Origin of the sequence: Porphyromonas sp. COT-108 OH1349, from assembly GCF_000768755.1 — a bacterium.
Taxonomy (GTDB): domain Bacteria; phylum Bacteroidota; class Bacteroidia; order Bacteroidales; family Porphyromonadaceae; genus Porphyromonas_A; species Porphyromonas_A canoris.
Genome location: NZ_JRAH01000013.1, coordinates 438,815 through 457,663 on the forward strand (window position 1 = coordinate 438,815; position 18,849 = coordinate 457,663).

13 protein-coding genes are annotated in these 18,849 nt (G+C 42.8%); 9 read left to right on the plus strand and 4 right to left on the minus strand.

What is annotated here, in order from left to right:
- Positions 1 to 110: 110 nt before the first annotated feature.
- Complete coding sequence (locus tag JT26_RS03765; RefSeq protein ID WP_036846474.1) at positions 111 to 4,142, plus strand: glycoside hydrolase family 2 TIM barrel-domain containing protein; 4,032 nt, start codon at positions 111 to 113, stop codon at positions 4,140 to 4,142.
- Positions 4,143 to 4,748: 606 nt separating this feature from the next.
- On the opposite strand, the gene JT26_RS03770 is transcribed toward JT26_RS03765, so the two are convergent.
- Positions 4,749 to 5,015, minus strand: a complete 267-nt coding sequence (locus JT26_RS03770; protein WP_036846209.1) for an HU family DNA-binding protein — start codon at positions 5,013 to 5,015, stop codon at positions 4,749 to 4,751.
- Positions 5,016 to 5,345: 330 nt separating this feature from the next.
- Between JT26_RS03770 and JT26_RS03775 the strand changes: the two genes are divergently transcribed.
- The 8 genes from JT26_RS03775 to JT26_RS03810 are packed head-to-tail and all read left to right on the plus strand — an operon-like array spanning position 5,346 to position 15,380.
- Positions 5,346 to 8,366, plus strand: coding sequence for a tetratricopeptide repeat protein (locus JT26_RS03775; RefSeq protein WP_036846212.1), 3,021 nt, complete (start codon positions 5,346 to 5,348; stop codon positions 8,364 to 8,366).
- Between the two features lie 23 nt (positions 8,367 to 8,389).
- Positions 8,390 to 10,189 carry a hypothetical protein gene (locus JT26_RS03780; RefSeq protein WP_036846216.1) on the plus strand — a complete coding sequence of 600 codons (1,800 nt, stop codon included), beginning with the start codon at positions 8,390 to 8,392 and terminating at the stop codon, positions 10,187 to 10,189.
- A 50-nt stretch (positions 10,190 to 10,239) separates the two neighbouring features.
- The gene (locus tag JT26_RS03785; protein WP_052079393.1) at positions 10,240 to 10,734 is read left to right on the plus strand and encodes a GAF domain-containing protein; all 495 of its coding nucleotides are present in this window, start codon (positions 10,240 to 10,242) and stop codon (positions 10,732 to 10,734) included.
- 39 nt (positions 10,735 to 10,773) lie between these two features.
- Positions 10,774 to 11,352: an FHA domain-containing protein gene (locus JT26_RS03790; protein ID WP_052089886.1), complete on the plus strand. Its 579-nt coding sequence runs from the start codon at positions 10,774 to 10,776 to the stop codon at positions 11,350 to 11,352.
- 7 nt (positions 11,353 to 11,359) lie between these two features.
- Entirely contained in the window at positions 11,360 to 12,196 is an 837-nt protein-coding gene (locus JT26_RS03795; RefSeq protein ID WP_036846219.1) for a DUF151 domain-containing protein, read from the plus strand.
- 15 nt (positions 12,197 to 12,211) lie between these two features.
- Positions 12,212 to 12,970, plus strand: coding sequence for a 16S rRNA (uracil(1498)-N(3))-methyltransferase (locus JT26_RS03800; RefSeq protein ID WP_052110335.1), 759 nt, complete (start codon positions 12,212 to 12,214; stop codon positions 12,968 to 12,970).
- 9 nt (positions 12,971 to 12,979) lie between these two features.
- Positions 12,980 to 14,173 (plus strand): DNA recombination protein RmuC, encoded by a 1,194-nt coding sequence (locus JT26_RS03805; protein ID WP_052110336.1) that lies wholly within the window; start codon positions 12,980 to 12,982, stop codon positions 14,171 to 14,173.
- Positions 14,148 to 15,380, plus strand: coding sequence for a class I SAM-dependent methyltransferase (locus tag JT26_RS03810; RefSeq protein WP_036846222.1), 1,233 nt, complete (start codon positions 14,148 to 14,150; stop codon positions 15,378 to 15,380). Before JT26_RS03805 ends, JT26_RS03810 begins: the two co-directional genes overlap by 26 nt.
- Before the next feature lie 914 nt (positions 15,381 to 16,294).
- On the opposite strand, the gene rimM is transcribed toward JT26_RS03810, so the two are convergent.
- The 3 genes from rimM to JT26_RS03825 form a co-directional block, all read right to left on the minus strand.
- Positions 16,295 to 16,849 carry a ribosome maturation factor RimM gene (rimM, locus tag JT26_RS03815; RefSeq protein ID WP_036846225.1) on the minus strand — a complete coding sequence of 185 codons (555 nt, stop codon included), beginning with the start codon at positions 16,847 to 16,849 and terminating at the stop codon, positions 16,295 to 16,297.
- A gap of 5 nt (positions 16,850 to 16,854) precedes the next feature.
- On the minus strand, positions 16,855 to 18,159 hold the full coding sequence (gene murA / locus JT26_RS03820; protein WP_036846229.1) for a UDP-N-acetylglucosamine 1-carboxyvinyltransferase: 1,305 nt from the start codon (positions 18,157 to 18,159) through the stop codon (positions 16,855 to 16,857).
- 72 nt (positions 18,160 to 18,231) lie between these two features.
- A complete protein-coding gene (locus tag JT26_RS03825; protein ID WP_052110337.1) occupies positions 18,232 to 18,849 on the minus strand; it encodes a DUF4290 domain-containing protein in 618 nt (205 codons plus the stop codon).

Consider the following 18,849-nt stretch of genomic DNA (forward strand, 5'->3'; position numbering starts at 1 on the left):
TTTTAGTGGCTTGTACGAGAAATATAAAATGATTATCTTCGTCTTTCGGAAAAAGCCCACTTTGTGTGGGTTCCATTAACTCCACAAAAGACAAAATTGTAGTTATCAGTATGAAAAAATTCTTTTTATCGCTTGCTTTGTTGCTGTGTGGTGCGAGTGCCTATGCACAGCTTCACAGCTTACAAGGGTACGAGTACGGAGTGCATTCTTCTCCTACCGGGAAGGAGTGGGAAAGCCCCGAATGCCTTTCTCTGAATAAAGAACAGCCACACGCTTGGATGTTTTCTTTTGCATCCGTGGACGAAGCACGAGCTGTTTTACCACAAAATAGCAGTTATTGGAAGAGTCTCGATGGAACGTGGAAGTTTCATTGGGTCGGGAATCCTAATGAACGCCCTGTGGAGTTTTTCCGTCCGGCTTACGATGTATCCCAATGGGATGATATAACAGTTCCTTCTTGTTGGAATGTCGTTGGAATCCAAAAAGATGGATCATTAAAGTATGGTACACCTATCTATGCCAATCAGCCTGTAATTTTCCAGCATAAGGTTGCTGTTGGAGACTGGAAAGGTGGAGTTATGCGTACGCCTCCTAAAGACTGGACTACCTATAAGGACAGAAATGAGGTGGGTTCATATCGCAGAACATTTGATATCCCCGCTGATTGGACCGGAAGACGAGTTTATCTGAACTTCGATGGCGTTAACTCTTTCTTCTATCTCTGGATTAACGGAACCTATGTCGGTTTTTCCAAAAACTCCAGAAATACCGCCTCTTTTGATATTACCTCTTATCTCGTAAAAGGAGAGAACAGCGTTGCGGTGGAGGTGTATCGCAACTCGGATGGCTCTTTCCTTGAAGCACAGGATATGTGGAGACTTCCGGGTATCTTCAGAAGTGTATATCTTACATCCAAACCGGATGTTCAGCTAAGAGATTTGGTTGTTATTCCTTCTTTGATGAACGGATATAGCGATGGTCGTTTGAGCATCAAAGCAGAAGTTCGCAATCTTTCATCAAAGAGAGTAGAGAAAGGGTATAGCATCTCTTACGAGCTGTTCAAGAATAAGCTTTACAGCCAGAGCAACTCTCCTGTCGAACTCTCTAACCCTGTTTCATCTTCATTGAACAAGCTTGAAAAGCAGAGCAGAACGGTTGTAGAAACTACTTTGGATCTGAAAAAACCTGATCTTTGGAGTGCTGAAGCTCCACACTGTTATACTCTTGTGGCTAAGCTTAAAGATAAAAAGGGACGAATCATAGAGACGGTATCTACCCTTGTCGGTTTCCGTCAAGTGGAGATAAAGGATACAGAAGCAAAAGATGATGAGTTTGGTCTTGCCGGACGCTACTATTATATCAATGGTAAGCCTGTAAAGTTGAAAGGTGTAAACCGTCAAGAGATCAATCCTGAGAGTGGAAATACCATCACAACAGAGCAGATGATAGAGGAGATAATGCTCATGAAGCGTGGCAATATCAATCATGTTCGCTGTTCTCACTATTCCAACTTCCCCCAGTGGTACTACTTATGCGACCTTTATGGTATTTATCTTGAAGATGAAGCCAATATAGAGAGCCACCAATATTATTATGGTAAAGAGTCGCTATCTCACGTTCCGGAGTTTAAGGATGCTCACGTCGGACGGGTAATGGAGTTGGCTGCTGCTCATGTCAATTCTCCTTCTGTGGTGATTTGGTCTTTGGGCAACGAGGCCGGTCCCGGCGAAAACTTTGTACACGCTTACAAAGCTCTCAACAGCTTTGACCCTTCTCGTCCGGTACAGTATGAGCGTAACAATTCCATTGTGGATATGGGTTCCAATCAGTATCCTTCCATTGCTTGGACCAGAGAAGCGGTGAAAGGAACATATAAAAATATCAAGTATCCTTTCCATATTTCAGAGTATGCCCACTCTATGGGTAATGCCGGAGGTAATCTCTCCGACTATTGGGAGGCAATAGAGAGCACAAACTTCTTCTGTGGTGCAGCCATTTGGGACTGGGTAGATCAGGCTCTTTACAAGACCGATCCACAGAGTGGAACCCGATTCTTTGCCTACGGAGGAGATTTCGGAGACAAACCGAATAGTGGTATGTTCTGTATGAATGGTATTCTTTTCCCGGACCATACACCCAAGCCTGTATTTTGGGAAGTGAAGAAGGTGTATCAGAATGCCGGTATTACATGGAAAGATCGTGACAAAGGAGAGATTGAGATCTTTAACAAGCGCTATTTTACAGACCTTTCGGATCTATATCTTACATATACCATCATAAAAGATGGTGTGCGTGAAAAGTCTGTCAGACTCGATATGCCTGTCATCGCTCCACGTAAAAAGGCTGTCATAACTCTACCTATATCCGGTATTGAACTTGACAAATATGCAGACTACTATGTCCAAGTGCAACTTCATTTGGCTAATGACGAACCATGGGCAAAGAAAGATTTTGTTCAGATGGAAGAGCAACTTCTTCTTCAAACTGCAGAAGTGAAAGGCTCTATAACCACTCAGCAACCTGTTAAACCCCAAGTAAAACAGACGCCGGAGAGTATGACCATAAAGGGAAATGAGTTTACCATTGTCTTCGATAAGCGTATCGGCTCTATCACTTCTTTGGAATACGCCGGCAAGCAGATGCTGAAAGAGGGTACTGCTATAACATTGGATGCGTTCCGTGCTCCTACGGATAATGACATTTGGGTCTATCGTTCTTGGGTGGAGAATGGGCTTCACGACCTTAAGCATAAGGCTGTTTACTTTGGTAGTCATATTTCCAAGGATGGTACTGTAAAGGTTTCCACAATGGTCGAATCTCAAGCAGACGGCTCATTCCGGATAACAGGAGGATCAAGCGGACACTATAAAATAGAAAAGGTTAAGGATGAAAATAAGAGTGGAAATCCGTTCAAGTTTACCTCCAATCTTGTTTGGACGATATACCCTGATGGGTCGATAGAACTCCAAGCCAATATATCTTCCAATAAACCGACGGCAGATCTGCCAAGACTGGGCTACTATATTCAGACACCTAAGTGCTTGTCTCAATACACCTATTATGGTCTGGGAGAGCACAACAACTATGCCGACCGCAAAGCCGGAGCCTATATGGGTAAGTACAGCAGCAGCGTGGAAGAGCAGTTTGTTCCGTTCCCAAAACCTCAGAGCATGGGCAATAGGGAAGGGGTTAAGTGGGCTTCTCTGACAGATAAAGAGGGTGTCGGAATGCTCTTTGTCTCTTCCGAAAAAATGTCTGTTTCGGCTCTACCTTGGAGCGCATTGGAGATGACTTTAGCTCCGCACTGGTATGAGCTACCCGAAAGCAGTGCTAATCATATACACCTCGACAAGGCGGTGATGGGGCTTGGAGGCTTCAGCTGTGGACAAGGACCTCCTCTCAATCATGATAGAATCAAAGCAGACTCTCACGCGTATGCTCTTTTGATTCGTCCTCTCAACGGAACAGATGCCACAGAACTGTCCAAAGTCTCTTTGTCCGATGTAAAACCTCTTTCTATTGTTCGTTCTACAGACGGAGAGGTAACACTTTCTGCGGATGGAGCAAATAGTTCGGATATTCTCTATACTCTTAGTTCGAGCAAGAGAAAGTCACCAATGGTGTACAATGCTCCATTTGAAATGAGAGAAGGAGGAGTGGTTACCGCATACAGCAAGCAGACTCCATGGTTGAAGAGTATGAATAGTTTTGACAAGATAAACGTTGTCAAGGTTTCTGTTGCAGAGGTTTCAAGTGAAGAGCCGGAAGTGGGTATCGCGACAAATATGCTGGATCAAGACACAGAGACGATATGGCATAGCATGTACTCTGTAACGGTAGCAAGCTATCCTCATTGGATCTCTTTCGATGCCCGCAAAGAGACAGAGCTCAAAGGCTTTACGCTATTGCCAAGACAGGACGATTCGGATAACGGTCGCATCAAAGCTTATTCCGTTCAGATCAGTAACGATGGAAAGAAATGGAGCGATCCTGTTATCACGGGAGAGTTCGACAAGTCTAAGCAGATGAAGACCGTTATGTTCAAGTCTCCTGTTCGCACTCGATACATTCGTTTCAATGCTCTTAGCTCTCACACGGGAGCAGATTTTGCTTCGGCTGCAGAGATTACATTTGTGGAATAGACCGGAAAGATTTTAGTTCCGATACAAGACATATTGTTTGATAGAGAGTCCCGGCTTTGGTTTTATACCGAGTCGGGACTCTTTTTATATAAGCCGACCAAAAGGTGTTATGGCTTCAATGCTCCGAAATCTATGCCCCTTATCGAACTTTTCCCTTGGGACAACTTTTGTTTAATAGTTATGGAAAACGGTTTAATCCGATATATAAGTTTCTTTGAAGCCTTATCGTTTTATAAATCAAGCTTTGATGTCCGGAAACCGGGATTTGATTTGTAGGAAGCAAGCCTTGCTTTATTACAGTCAGGTTTTGATTTCTTGGAATCAGGTCTTGCTTTTCAAGTTTTAACCGATTTAGACACAAAAAGGAATCTGTTTGGAGAAGATTTTATAGGCGTTTACAGGAGAAGTTAAGGCTACAATCTCAAACTGATATTATGTATTCGGACAGGATATTATACAAAAAGGAGTTGTCAGAAATCCTTTTTCTCCATGCCGTTAAAATAAAAAATAACACCTCTATTTGTAAATAGAAGTGTTACCATTAGCTTAACAGCTCAACAGCTGTGGATATCTTAATTCTGACGTTTGGGAGTGAAAAACAAGCTGTTACTTAAGTTCTAGTTCACTACCCGGTTTGAAACGTACAGTAGACTTTGCAGGAATTGTGATGCGTTCTTTTGTACGTGGGTTAGTGCCGGTGCGTTTTTCTCTTTTAGTTACAGAGAATGTTCCGAAACCAATGATCGCAACTTTGTTTCCAGCTTTCATTTCATTTTTCACCACTGTTTGGAAAGCATCAAGAGCTTTTTTTGAATCAGTCTTGGTTAGACCGGCTTTTTCAGCAATAGCCGCAATAAGTTCAGTTTTATTCATCTCGAAAAATTATTTGGTGTATGACATAATATAATATATCCGGAATCGATTATATCCCAAAAGTACTCTAAATGTTTTAATTAACAAAATATTAGACTGTTTTTTTTCATTCTTCTGCTCCAATTGTTGAGAAAGTAACTCTAAAGAAGGGGAAATAAGATTCTGATAACACATATAAATTTTTATAAAAAAGAAAGAAGAACTTGAATTTATTTCTTTTTCTTGTGTTTCTTATTTTGTATCACAAGCTCCTCTTCCGCTTGGTTAGCGACTTTTTTAGTACCTTTGGATTGTTCAAAAACTTGTTAGTATTCTTAGTACCAATCGAACATGAAGAAACGTTTTATCGGACTGACGCTGTTATTATTGGGTGGTGGAACAAGCGTTGTTGCTCAACATCGCCCCATAGATATGCCGCACTTCGTTTCCAAGATAGGGGGCTCTTGGGACGCTTACCATAGACACAATACACTCTATACCTCCTATAAAGTGCAGAAACCCTTCTCTTGGATAGACGCCTATATGCCTGTGTTGGAGCAGGAAAAAGAGTTGATTTTAGCTCTTTCTTCTGCCAAGAGCGGTGCTCCTTCGGCGGAACAGATGTTGCTTTACTTTATAGAGAAACATCCTCAATCGGCATCTACACTCTATGCTAAAGCCGCTTTGGGAGAATACTATTTCTTTCAAGAGAATTACAGAAGTGCGGCCTATTGGTTGGATCTTCTCGATAGAGACTTCCTGCCGGAAGATCTTTCGGAAAGGATGTCCTACTATTTGGCATATTCGTTAATGAAGGATAGAAGAGAAGATTTGGCTTTGAACATATTTGCTCCTCTTGTTTACAGCAAGAAATACTCCAAAGAGTCTTCTTTTTATGCCGGATATATAGCATTTCAAAAAAGAGACTATCCTGCGGCTTTTAAGTACTTTAGACCGATAGAAAATGACTTCTTTTATGGGCTTTATGTCGGTGCTTATGAGGGAGAGATGCTTTTGGAGCAGGGTAAGTATAGCGATGCTCTTCCTTTGGCAGAGCGTACCATAAAAAAAACAGGAGATAGAGAGGCTGTGGCTTCCGCTTATAGAGTGGCAGGGTTATCGGCTGCTCAACTCTCTTTGAGCCGTAAGGCTCTGGAGTATCTCTCTTCTTATGTTGCCATGACAGATGCTCCGGGACGTTTGGAGCTTTTGACCCTTGGGCAGGAGCAGTACAAGCTGGAGCTGTATTCGGAGGCAATGCAGCACTTTAGCAAGGTGGCAGACGGAACGAATGACTATATGTCTCAGTTGGCACTCTACTATAAGGGATTGTCTGCACTCTCTTCGGGAAAGCTTCAAGATGCTTATAATGCGTTTGTGAACTCTTCTCAAATAGAGGTTTATCTGCCTTTGGTTCAAGCGGCAGAGTATAATGCCGGCATGATTCTGTACAATGAACATCCGGGAGAGATAGGTGTCGGAACTGAGGCGTTAGGAAAGTTCGTCAGCAAGCATCCCCTCTCTGAGTACAGGGATAAGGCTGTTTCTTATCTTGTGGATGCTTATGGTAGAACATCCGATCATGTTGGAGCCATAAAGGAGATAGACAAGATCACTCCTCTACCTAAGGAGTTGGTAAAACTTAGGCAAAAGATCACTTTGAATAAGGCGAACACACTGCTTGGTACAGGTAATGTGGTAGCCGCAAAAAAGGAGTACGACGATATTATAACCTCTAATGGCGATGCCGAGAGCGTCGCAGAGGCTTATTTGTGGAAAGGAGAACTGTTCCACAGAGAGGGTAACTATAATGAAGCTATCAGGAGTATTCAAACCTATATACAGATGATACCGAAAGGACAGGTTGTTAATCCGATAGCGTATTACAATCTGGGTTACTCTTTCTTCAACTTGGAGCGTTGGGGAGAAGCACAAGAGGCTTTTAGAAATTATCTCTCCCTTACCGCTACGACATCCGAGGCAGATCATACAAATGCTTACAACAGGCTTGGAGACATAGCGGTGATGCAAAGAGAATATGATGCTGCTTTCTCTGCATACACAACTGCAATGACAAGAGGTGGTAAGGATGCAGACTATGCTGTACTGAAGCGTGCTCATATCATGGGGCTGCGAAAGAACTATCAAGGGAAAGCTTCGGAGTTGGAGTCTTTGGTTGTCAAATATCCTAACTCTCCCTACATTCAAGAAGCTCTTTATGAGAAGGGGCGGGCATTGACGTTCATTGAAAATAATACGGGCGCAAGAACAGAGTTCTCCAAAGTTTTCAATGGTTATCCCGATAGTGATTTTGCTCCTAAAGCAGGTGTACAACTCGCTCTCTCTTTCTTTAATGACAACGATCTGAATAGAGCCGCGGATATATATGCAGAGGTCATAAGGCGTTACCCTAACAGTGGAGAAGCCAAATCTGCTCTTCAAGACCTCAAGAGTATATCCGTACGTTTGGACAGAGTAGATGAGTATTCGAGACTTGCACAACTGGTGGATCAATCCACAGGAAGTAAAAACTCCGATGAAACAGAGTCTTTAACATTCTTGGCGGCAGAACGTCTTATTTCTCAAGGTAAACAGAAAGAGGCTTTGGAGGCAATGAGACGCTATGTGGAGAGATATCCCAACGGATCTTTTAGAGATCAGGCGGAGTATCACCAAGCTTATATCCTTTATAAAGAGAGAAGATATAGTGAAGCACTTCCTATCCTGATCGCTTTGGAGAGGAGAAATAATACGGCTATTCAAGGAGATGTTTTGAAGATGTTGGCTCAGACCTATGAGCAGTCCGGAAATTATGATGCTTCAATTTCTACTTATGTACAGCTTGCAAGAAGATCTGCACAAAATAAACAAGGGGTAGAGTCTGCTCTTTTTGCTGCCTTGGCTGTGGCAGAAAAGGGAGGGGAGGTTGATATGCTACGCTCATTGGCCAAGGAGATAGAGTCGGGCAGGTTCAAAGCTTATGCTGCTTCTGCTCCGATACTGAATTATGTTGCCAAGAAAATCCTTGAAAATGGAGAGTATCAAGAGGTCTTGAACCTTACTTCTGCAGCTATGAAGCTGGACGCAAGTAAGCAAACTCTCTCTGTCAGCCAAGTATTAGAGGCTGAAGCTCAATATGGTTTAGGACGGATAGCTGTGGCTAAAAAGAGTGCCGAGGCTTATCTGGAAAAAGGGTATAATGACTCCTATTGGATTTCAAGAGCATTTATCTTGCTTTCGGATATAGCCGTTAAGCAAGGGGATAAGAATTTGGCTCTGGAGTATCTGAAAGGTGTAAAGAGCAACTATAAGCCTACCGGAAAAGATGATATTCTCTCTAAGGTAGACTCCAGACTAAGTTCTCTCAAGTGATAAACAAGTTCAAGAGTAGTGAAATGAAAAGATATAACAAAGGTATTCTATTTGCAATATTCGGTATTGGAGTGGTTATGTATCCTTCTGTACTGGATGCTCAGACCGTAAAACAGGACTCTCTGAAAAGAGAGGTTGTACTTGAGAAAGAGTATATTCCTGTTGGTAGTGTTGTTAAAAAAGAGTTCTTTAATCCCTTACCCCAAAAGCCGACAAAAGCAGCTCTTCCGGTCTCTTTTATTAAAGATGCTTTTAGTGCTGCAACCAAATATCAGCGTCAGGAGTTGGCACCATTGAGAAACCTGCATCAACCGGATCAATTTCCTCAAAAAGGGTATCTAAGACTTGCGGGAGGGTATCCTTTGGAGTATAGTGCCGCTGTCGGTGTTGCACAGAAAACCGGAGAAAATAAAATATCTTCTCTTCATTTGAGACATGAAGGGGTTGGATATGGAGCACATCATCCTGAATTTGACAACAAAACAGATAGAAGAGATCATTCTACGGATCTTCTTGCTCGTATGCGTATGCCGGCATTAGGAACGTTTGCGGATATTTCTGCTCGATTTCTATATCAGAAGAGATCTCTTTATGGTCTGACAGGACTAAAAAAAGAGGATGGGACAGCAATAGATCCGACTAAGACTCTGACACCGCCTTCTCATAATGTTTGGGGTGGTGCATTGACATTGGAGCTACAACCTAAACAGATGCTTTATGAAGATGGGTGGGCGATTTCCGGAAATGCCATTGCCTCTTTTCTTGACAAAGCAGATATTCATCGTTTGCCTGGTGGAGATAAGAGTATTCGAGCAGCGGAGTTGAATGTTTCCGCTCAAGCCATGCTCTCTTATCACTTTCGCGAGATTTGGAGTGCCGGAGTAAAGGGATTTGTACAGCATTATCATACCGGTGGACCTACCATACAATCTTTTAGACTAAACAGACTGCTCTTTTCTGCTTCTCCATTTATTGGTATTAACAGCGAACAATATGGGGTAAATGTTGGAGTAAGGGTCTATAATCGTGAAAGTGGAATTTCCAATTTGGCAATAGCTCCGGATATTGATCTAAGGTACTCTTTTGGAGATCAACGTAAGCTTGCTCTTCGACTGAAAGCTGATGGCGGAGCACTTTTGCCTACGCTGTATGAGCAATTGGAGCAGAATCCGTATCTGAATATTACAAGTGGAATGACTAATGCGTTGAACTCCACAGCATATAGAGTGCTTTTAGGTGCGACCTATGGATCTCTAAATGGGTTTCATGTAGATGTTGAGGGAGGATTTGCAGACCATTATGCAATGACAGAATATGGGACTTTCTCCTACGGATACAAAGATGATGGCTATATCGTGAATATGCAAATGGTAGAAGCCAACAGACGAAATCGGATAAAAAATATATTCCTTAATGGTGCTGTAGGCTACTATTCTCCTTATGGATTTATGCTTAAGGCTTTTGGTAGCTTTAATCGTTATATGCTGCCGGATGAGAAAGAGCATTCTATTTTGGGGCTTCCTGCATTTACTCATGGAGCTATTTTTAGTTACAATGTCAAGGACAAGTGGTTGTTCAGAGCGCTTTACTCTTCCGATATGGGAGTTACTTTCTTTTCTCCGAAGCAACCCTCCTCTGCAACTCGAGAAGAAGTCAGTCTTCCAATGTCGTTTAATATAGATCTTGGAATAACCCATACATTCAACCATAAGTACAGTCTGGGTTTGGAGGTAAATAATCTTCTTAATACTTCTACTGCAAGATGGATTGGAGCTCCCCGGAAAGGTTTGACTGCTTTGATGGCTTTTAATATAAATTTCTGATATATAATAGAGAGATTTGGCTCTCGATTAAAAACGAACAGGACTTATTTATGCACACTATACCGGACGTTAAACCAACGAAAGAAAATAAGGCGGAAGTCTATGAAACTCTTTATGAGTATGCAAAAGGACTTTTAGACTCTTCTCTTCCTTTAATAACGAATATGTCCAACTTTGTTGCTCTTCTTCACCATACATTTGAGTATCACTGGACAGGTTTTTACATGATAAATAAAGAGGGAACGGAGCTTGTCCTTTATCCTTTTCAAGGACCGGTGGCCTGCACTAAGATAGGCAAAGGAAAGGGTGTTTGCGGAACAGCATGGGAACGCGCCACTACTATCGTGGTACCGAATGTCGATGAGTTTCCCGGTCATATCGCTTGCAGTTCTCTTTCAAAAAGCGAAATAGTAGTTCCTCTGTTTGATAACAAGGGAGAGGTCGTTGGTGTATTGGATATAGATAGTGCAGAGCTGGATACTTTCAACGATGATGATCGAAAAGGGTTGGAAAGATTACTTTCTCTATTTTTGGACATAGTTTAGAGAGATAAGATTGAATAAATAAGTATTCCGTGTAGTGATATGATAGAGGTTCATTGTCCGTTTTGCGAACGCATCCATACTAAAGAGCAATATAAAGAAGAACGAGAGGGAAGTGGCATGAGTATTACTTGTAATGCTTGCTACAAAACGTTTTATGTGTATCGTTCTAAGTTGGATCTTCCAACAGATAGAGTTAAACGTGCAGCGTCTATCGTACTTTCTGAAGAGTTGGATACCACAATGCCACACTTTACCATAGTGGAGAATATTTTTGCTTACGAACAAAAATATGCTTTACCCGAAAAGGGAGAGATAGTGGTGGGAAGAAAGAATAAAGATTCAAATGCAGATCTCCAAATTTATACTTCAGATCCAAGCATGGATCGTCTTCACTTCGTATTAGGAAAGACGGGTAGAGGAGAAAAAGCCTACTATTATGTCAGAGATAACGAAAGCAGGACAGGGACATTTGTCAATAATGCCCTTCTACAAAAGGGGGAGAAGTATAGGCTTAAAGATGGCGATGTCCTGAGTGTAGGAGCTTCTTCCATTATTATATCTTTGGGCGAGAATGAAGATGAAGAGGAATGGGATCTTTCAGATTTTGATATAGAGTAGAAATAGAATGATAGAGGGAGAAGAACAAAGACCTCAAGTGGAGGACAGATATTCCAGAGTAGAGATGTTTGCTTTGGGAGAGGGGAATGGTAAAGACCCAAACTCTCCCAATGTTTTGATTCTTAGGGAGGTCAAAGGAACAGCCGGCTTCCCAATACTTATTCCTTCGTTGGTTCATCCTCTGGTTAAGATGCGTCTTCGTATCGGATCTATTTTACCTAAAGAAGAGTCCGTGACGTTATTGGATGCTCTTCTTCTCCACACCAACTATCGTGTAGAAGAGATACGCATAGTAGAGGAACTTTTAGTGCGAAATAGCTGTTGGATAAAAATACAAGGAGATAATTCTGAGGGAAATGCTCATACATCTTATTTTGAGGCTCCTCTATTGGATTCGGTTCTTGTCGGAATTAGAAAGCGAACTCCCATATACGTGCACAAAGACCTGTTGGATAAGTTTAGGGATAAGCTTGTTTTCAATTCAGATCACATTATTATAAGATTGAATTTGGAAGACAGCAAGCAAAAGTCTTCTTTGATAGCTCTTGGAGAGAATAGTGGGAAAGGGAATACTATTAGACGTGTCTTCAATGAGACTTACGCTGTCTTAGGAAAGGAAATCTCTGATGAACAGCTTGAGAGACTGCATATTTTAGAAGTCTTTCAAGAGAAGATAGAAAGTACTATTCCGGATCAGATCCCTTTGATAGACTTGTTGGTTGAGGCTGATATGAAAGATCTAAAAGAGGTCTTGGGTACTATGGTGAAGGAAGAAAAGTATGAATGGGCATCCATCCTTCATGATGTTATTAAACAGAAAGGATGTTCTGATGATATTTCTTAGTAAAGCTAAACTGAGATGAAAAAGGGAACAAGAGCTACGAAGATGATTTTTAATGAGTTGCCTTCTTTTTATTGTCCTGACGTAGAACTCTCTCCGGTGCTCTCTTTGGAAGAGTCCGCTCATGCCGTAAAGGTGCTTCGATTGCAATCCGGAGACCGGTGCAATGTTTTGGACGGTAAAGGCAAAATGTATGCTTGCACTCTTGCAGAGACAGATCCGAAGGCAGCAATAGTTTTGGTCGACTCTGTGATTCAGGAAATCGAAAGAGGAGGATTTTCTAAGTGTATAGTTTGTATGGCTCCCACTAAAAACAGAGATCGTACGGAGTGGTTCATCGAGAAAGCTGTCGAACTGGGTGTTTCGGATATTATTCTTTTGCATTGTGATCGCTCCGAAAGAGAAAAAGTAAGCGTAGAGCGTCTTGAGAAGATAATGGTATCGGCAATGAAGCAGAGCAGACATCTTTTTCTGCCTTCATTGAGTGTTGGTCTTTCTGTTGAGGAAGTGTGTCGGAAATGGAAGGGGATAGAGCAAAAATTTATAGCCTACTGCGCCGAAACTTTTCCTAAGAAAGATCTTGCTTCAACCATGACAGCCGGTAGTGATTGTATAATAATGATAGGTCCGGAAGGCGATTTCACCGATACTGAGGTTCAGAAAGCAGTGGATAGTGGTTACATCCCTGTTTCTTTGGGTACATATCGCTTACGAACAGAGACAGCGGCTCTCTATGCTCTTGCGTCTTTCAGATGTATCAATGATAGAAAACAATAATTCCCCCTTATGGATATCTTTATTTTTCTTACTATTCTCTTCGCCATTGCGGTTGTTGTTTTGCTTTACTTTTTATCTGCCTTAAAGACGGAAAACAGATTTTTGAAGCAGACTTGTGAGCAGGAGAAGCAGCGACAATCAGATTTGAAACAGGAAGTAGAAAAAGGTTTTGCTTCCGTAGCTCGTGAGATATTGGATGAGAAGGCAGAATCACTGGAAAAAGGAAACAGAATTACCATACAGGAGATTCTTTCTCCTCTGAGTAAAGATATTCAGCAGTTCAGACAGCAAGTGGAGAATGTCTATATCAACGAAGCAAAAGAGAGACATCTGCTTAAAGGTGTTATAGAGAACCTCATGGAGCAGAATAAAAGCATCTCAAAGGAGGCCAATAATCTGACTCAAGCACTTCGAGGTAAAAACAAAGTACAGGGAGACTGGGGAGAAATGATCTTGGAGCGCGTCTTGGAAGACACCGGTCTTATCCGCGGAAGAGAATATGATCTGCAACACACGATAGTGGAAGGCTCCGGCGTAGTAAGAAATGAAGAGACAGCAAGAGCCATGCGCCCTGATGCCATCGTTCATTATCCTCAGGAGCGCGATGTCATAATAGACTCTAAAGTATCGTTGTCTGCCTATTATGACTTCTTCTCTGCGGAGTCGGAAGATGAAAGAAAAGAAGCAATGAAGCGTCATCTGACATCTGTAAAGAGTCATATCAGGGAGTTGAGTGTTAAAGATTACTCGCGTTATCACTCGACATCGTTGGAGTTTGTCGTTTTGTTCTTCCCGAACGAAGGTGCATTCAATCTTGCATTGCAGTTGGACCCGAACCTTTGGATGGATGCTTACAATAAAAAAGTGGTTCTTATGGGGCCTCTCAACCTCATCGCGATGCTTCGCTCTTTACTGGATTTATGGAAGAAAGAGTATCAGATCCATAACATACAAGACATTGTTGCGGAGGCGAACAAGCTTTATGATAAATTTGTTTCGTATGCAGAGAAGTTCAATCGGGTAGGCTCGCAGATAGAATCCTTGCAGAAGACTTACGAAGAAGCATATAATCAGCTCACCGCCGGGCGAGGAAATATCGTGAACCGATTAGAGAAAATGCGTGCGCTTGGGCTTTCTCCGAGTAAATCTCTTCCATCCAATATGCAAAATCTTGACAATGGAAGTGCCGGCGAAGATTCTTAATCTGATCGAACAATACAAGTCCGAGAATGCTTATGAGCTGAGCATGCGTCTGAAGGACTTTACTCCTGAAGAGCGGATGCAGATCTCAACAGGAGTCCTTTCCAAGCAGAAGATCCGACACAAGCTCCCTCTCTGGTACGAGAACCGGGACATCTACATCCCCGATCCGACCATTGCCGAGCAAGCCTCATCCCATATCACCGCGACAGAGAAGTGCAGATGGATATCTTCCTACGACATTATCATTGATCTGACCGGAGGCTTAGGAGCCGACACCATCGCCTTTTCTGCCAAAGCGAAACAGCTTATCTACGTGGAGCCTTCTTCCGAGAGGGCGGATGCTTTCAGGCGCAATGCCGAAGTTTTGGGACAGAAGGTGGAGGTGTACAATGCAACGGCGGAAGATTTCATTCGCAATACCTTTCCGAGCATAGACATAGAGCAGAAGAAGATACTCCTTTATGCGGATCCCGACAGACGCCCCGATGGCAGCGGTAGGAGAGAGCAGGACCCGCGCAACTGTGTGCCGGACATCATCGAAATAGAATCTCATCTTCGCTCCCACCATCCCTCTGCGGACTTGCTGATAAAACTCTCGCCGATAGCAGACATATCACTGCTGAACCGGCTGTTCTCTTCCGCGCCCTCCGTCATTCATGCTTTGGCTTTGGATGGGGAGCTTAAAGAGGTCTGTCTGCTTTTCGACAGAGCCGCCTCCGAAGATTCGTTCCTCTCCGCCACTCACATTTCCCACGGCATTTCGGAGAGCACCACTAAGCCCAACAAGAGATACCCCGACCTTCCGATCTTGCAAGACTTGGACTCGTTCCGATACCTCTACATCCCAAACCCTGCCCTTAGTAAGATCGGATTGGCCGGCACTCCATGGGCAGACCGGCTGTTCAAGATCGCACCCTCCACCCATCTCTACTTCTCCAAAGAGCCGATGCCGTTTCCCGGAAGAGTGTACGAGATTCTCTGCGAGCACTCTTGGAACAAACGAACGATAGCCTCTTTTTCCGGAAAATCTTATGGATTGATCGCCAAAAATTTCGATCTGAAAGCCGAAGAGCTGCGCAAGAAGCTCAAGATCCGGGAGGGCGATCACAGTTATCTCTTTGCATTCAGAGACTCCGACTCCAAGCGCCGCCTCTTGGAAGCTCAAAAGATTGTCATCAAAGAAGGCTCCAACAAAGAGAGCCGATAAATCACCTCTCTCCTCTTTCATAATTACCGTTTCACGGATTAGTAATTACCATTTCATGGATTGATAATTACCATTTCATGGATTGATAATTACCATTTCATGGATTGATAATTACCNTTCATGGATTGATAATTACCATTTCATGGATTGATAATTACCATTTCATGGATTGATAATTACCATTTCATGGATTGATAATTACCGTTTCGTGGATTAGTAATTACCGTTTCGTGGATTAGTAATTACCATTTTTAGAAAGGAAACTAACCTCATTCTGGAAAGCACTAAAGGTTTCGGAGGAAAGCACTAAAGGTTTTGTGGAAAAGCACTAAAGGTTTTGTGGAAAAGCACTAAAGGTTTCGGAGGAAAGCACTAAAGGTTTTGCCGAAAAGCACTAAAGGTTTTGCCGAAAAGCACTAAAGGTTTTGTGGAAAAGCACTAAAGGTTTTGGAGGAAAGCACTAAAGGTTTTGTGGAAAAGCACTAAAGGTTTTGTAGAAAAGCACTAAAGGTTTCGGGGAAAAGCACTAAAGGTTTCGGGGAAAAGCACTAAAGGTTTCGGGGAAAAGCACTAAAGGTTTCGGGGAAAGTACCTAATCTTTTCGGAAAAAGTACCTAATCTTTTTGGGGAAAGTACCTAATCTTTTCGGGAAAAGTACCTAATCTTTTTGGAAAAAGTACCTAATCTTTTTGGAGAAAGTACCTAATCTTTTCGGGGAAGCGTTAAAGGTTTTGGAATATTGATAATTATCTTTTTGAGGAATGCTGATTTCTGCTTGCCCTTATGCAGCTCCGGATCGGAAAGAAAGTGGCAAAAAGAGGACTGACTTCCTGATATAGAAGTCAGTCCTTAAACCGTTCCCTTAAAAAACTTTATCGGATGCCGAGGATTGTTATCTCTTAAAGATCAAATCATTATGATATGAGTCCGTCAGGAAGAGTCATCGTGATTTTCCTCATATTCACGTCTATGCTCGTGATCCATTCCTCAACGATCGGGATGTAAAATATGTTCTCTTTTTCAGCCGTATCGGTGGCAGATCTTACTTCAAAGAGCGGATTTTCGGCAATCATCATTATGCCTGCTATCTCTCCGATGTGATCGCCCGAAGCGGAGTCGATGACTGAGAAGCCGACCAGCTCGTCCTCCATGAGCTTTTCGTCCTCTCCCGTCCGGTTCAAGTGGTGCTCCCACTCTTCCCGGTCTATGTAAAAAGAGAGCCCGACGAGCTTTTCTGCCTCCTCCATCGAGGATACGAAACCGACGGAGAGGATGTATTTCCCCTTATTGCCCCTGCTTTGAACGAACGGATAGGGGATCATGCAACCATCTTTTTGAACGAAGATAAACGAGGGCTCTATATCTACGAAGCTGTCCGAAAGAAGCTGCAAAGAAAGCTCGCCTTGTGTCCCGTGGGGCTGAACGCAAGTACCGATCTGCTTGTAATTTTTGGGGAGAAGACTTTGCATGGGTTCTATATCCGTTGTATGTTTGCTCCGATCGAGTTGAGTCTTTCTTCAATGTTCTGATAGCCTCTGTCTATCTGGTTGATGTTGTCTATCCTGCTCACTCCGTTAGCAGACATCGCCGCGATGAGCATCGCAATACCTGCACGAATGTCCGGAGATACCATGTTCGTTGCACGTAGCTTGTTGCTTTCTGCCAACCCTATGACTGTGGCTCTGTGCGGATCGCACAGGATAATCTGCGCTCCCATGTCTATGAGCTTGTCCACGAAGAAGAGACGGCTCTCAAACATCTTTTGATGGATGAGCACACTGCCTCTTGCCTGTGTGGCAACAACCAGAAAAACACTCAAAAGGTCCGGAGTGAGTCCCGGCCATGGAGCATCTGCAATAGTCATAATGGAGCCGTCCATGAAGCTTTCTATCTCATAAATCTCTTGAGACGGGATGTAGAGATCGTCGCCTTTCTCTTCTATCTTTATGCCCAGTCGCCTGAATTGGTTCGGAATAATCCCCAGCTCCCGTATCGCTGTATCCTTTATCGTAATCTCCGAATGAGTCATGGCTGCCATACCGATAAAGCTGCCAACCTCGATCATATCCGGAAGCATTCGGTGAGTAGTACCACTAAGAGAGTCCACACCATGTATCGTCAGAAGATTACTTCCTATTCCCTCTATCTTTGCTCCCATTCTTACAAGCATCTTGCATAGCTGCTGCAGATAGGGTTCGCATGCCGCATTGTAGATTGTAGTAGTTCCTTCTGCCATGACAGAAGCCATGACAATATTGGCTGTACCTGTTACGGACGCTTCATCCAAAAGCATGTATGTTCCGCGAAGACGTTCCGCATGAATGCTGAAAAGATCTTTCTCTTGATTAAACTCAAAATCCGCACCGAGCTTGATAAATCCCTCAAAATGTGTGTCCAATCTTCGTCTTCCGATCTTATCTCCTCCGGGTTTGGCTATAACGGCTCTTCCGAATCGGGCAAGTAACGGACCCAATATAAGAACAGACCCGCGAAGGGTTGAAGTCTTTTCCAGAAACTCTTTCGAGTAAGCAAATTCCAAGTTGATATCTTCCGCTACGAAGCTATATGTATCAGTACCGAGCTTCCGAACATTTACGCCAAGATCTATGAGAAGAGCTATCAGATTCTTGACATCCACGATGTCCGGAATATTTTCTATGATGACTTCTTCTTTCGTAAGAAGTGTGGCAGCTATTATCTGCAATGCTTCATTTTTTGCACCCTGAGGGATGATTTCTCCGCGGAGCCGGTTTCCGCCTTCAATGATAAACGAGGACATACAATTCTAAGATTTTAAGGTTAAAGGTCTATTACTATAACTCTCGGATATTTTGAACGCAACTCAAAAACGCTACTTACGTTGTTGTTTGCTTTTTTTCTTTTGCTTGTGTTTGTCTGAAACAGGCATGGGACTTACATCAGGAAGCAGGCAGTCGAACTCGTCCAAGTATATTTTGCCATCAGACATCTCGTGCAGATCCTTGAAGATCTTTTCATTTTGAACCTCTCCTTTATTCCAAGTGACGTAGGCCTTTTTCATCTGTATCGCTGTGATACATTCCCTCTGCTTGCGAAGATCGGGATCTTCTGTTGCCATGGATATCTGTATCATCTTTTCTATTCCATGTCCATAGTGGCGGTATCTCGGAAGATTGTAATGATAAGGGATCTTGTCCGGATTAAATTTTGCTTCTTCTTCGCTTCGCACTTCCACAGGAAAGTCAATGTCTAATTTGAAATCAGACATTGCGTACAAGTGATCCCACAATACTTTGATATTCTCTATGTCGTCCGTTTTCACTCCGCTCTTTCTCGCCATGAGGGAAACAATGTACTCGGCACATTTTAGTCTTTCTATCCTGTTGGATAAGCCCATACAGATATCCAGCATATCTTGAATGGCTCTTCCATATTCCGGGATAGTCAACTTTTTAAGAGTTGTATTATAAGGGATATTAGGTCTGTTCAT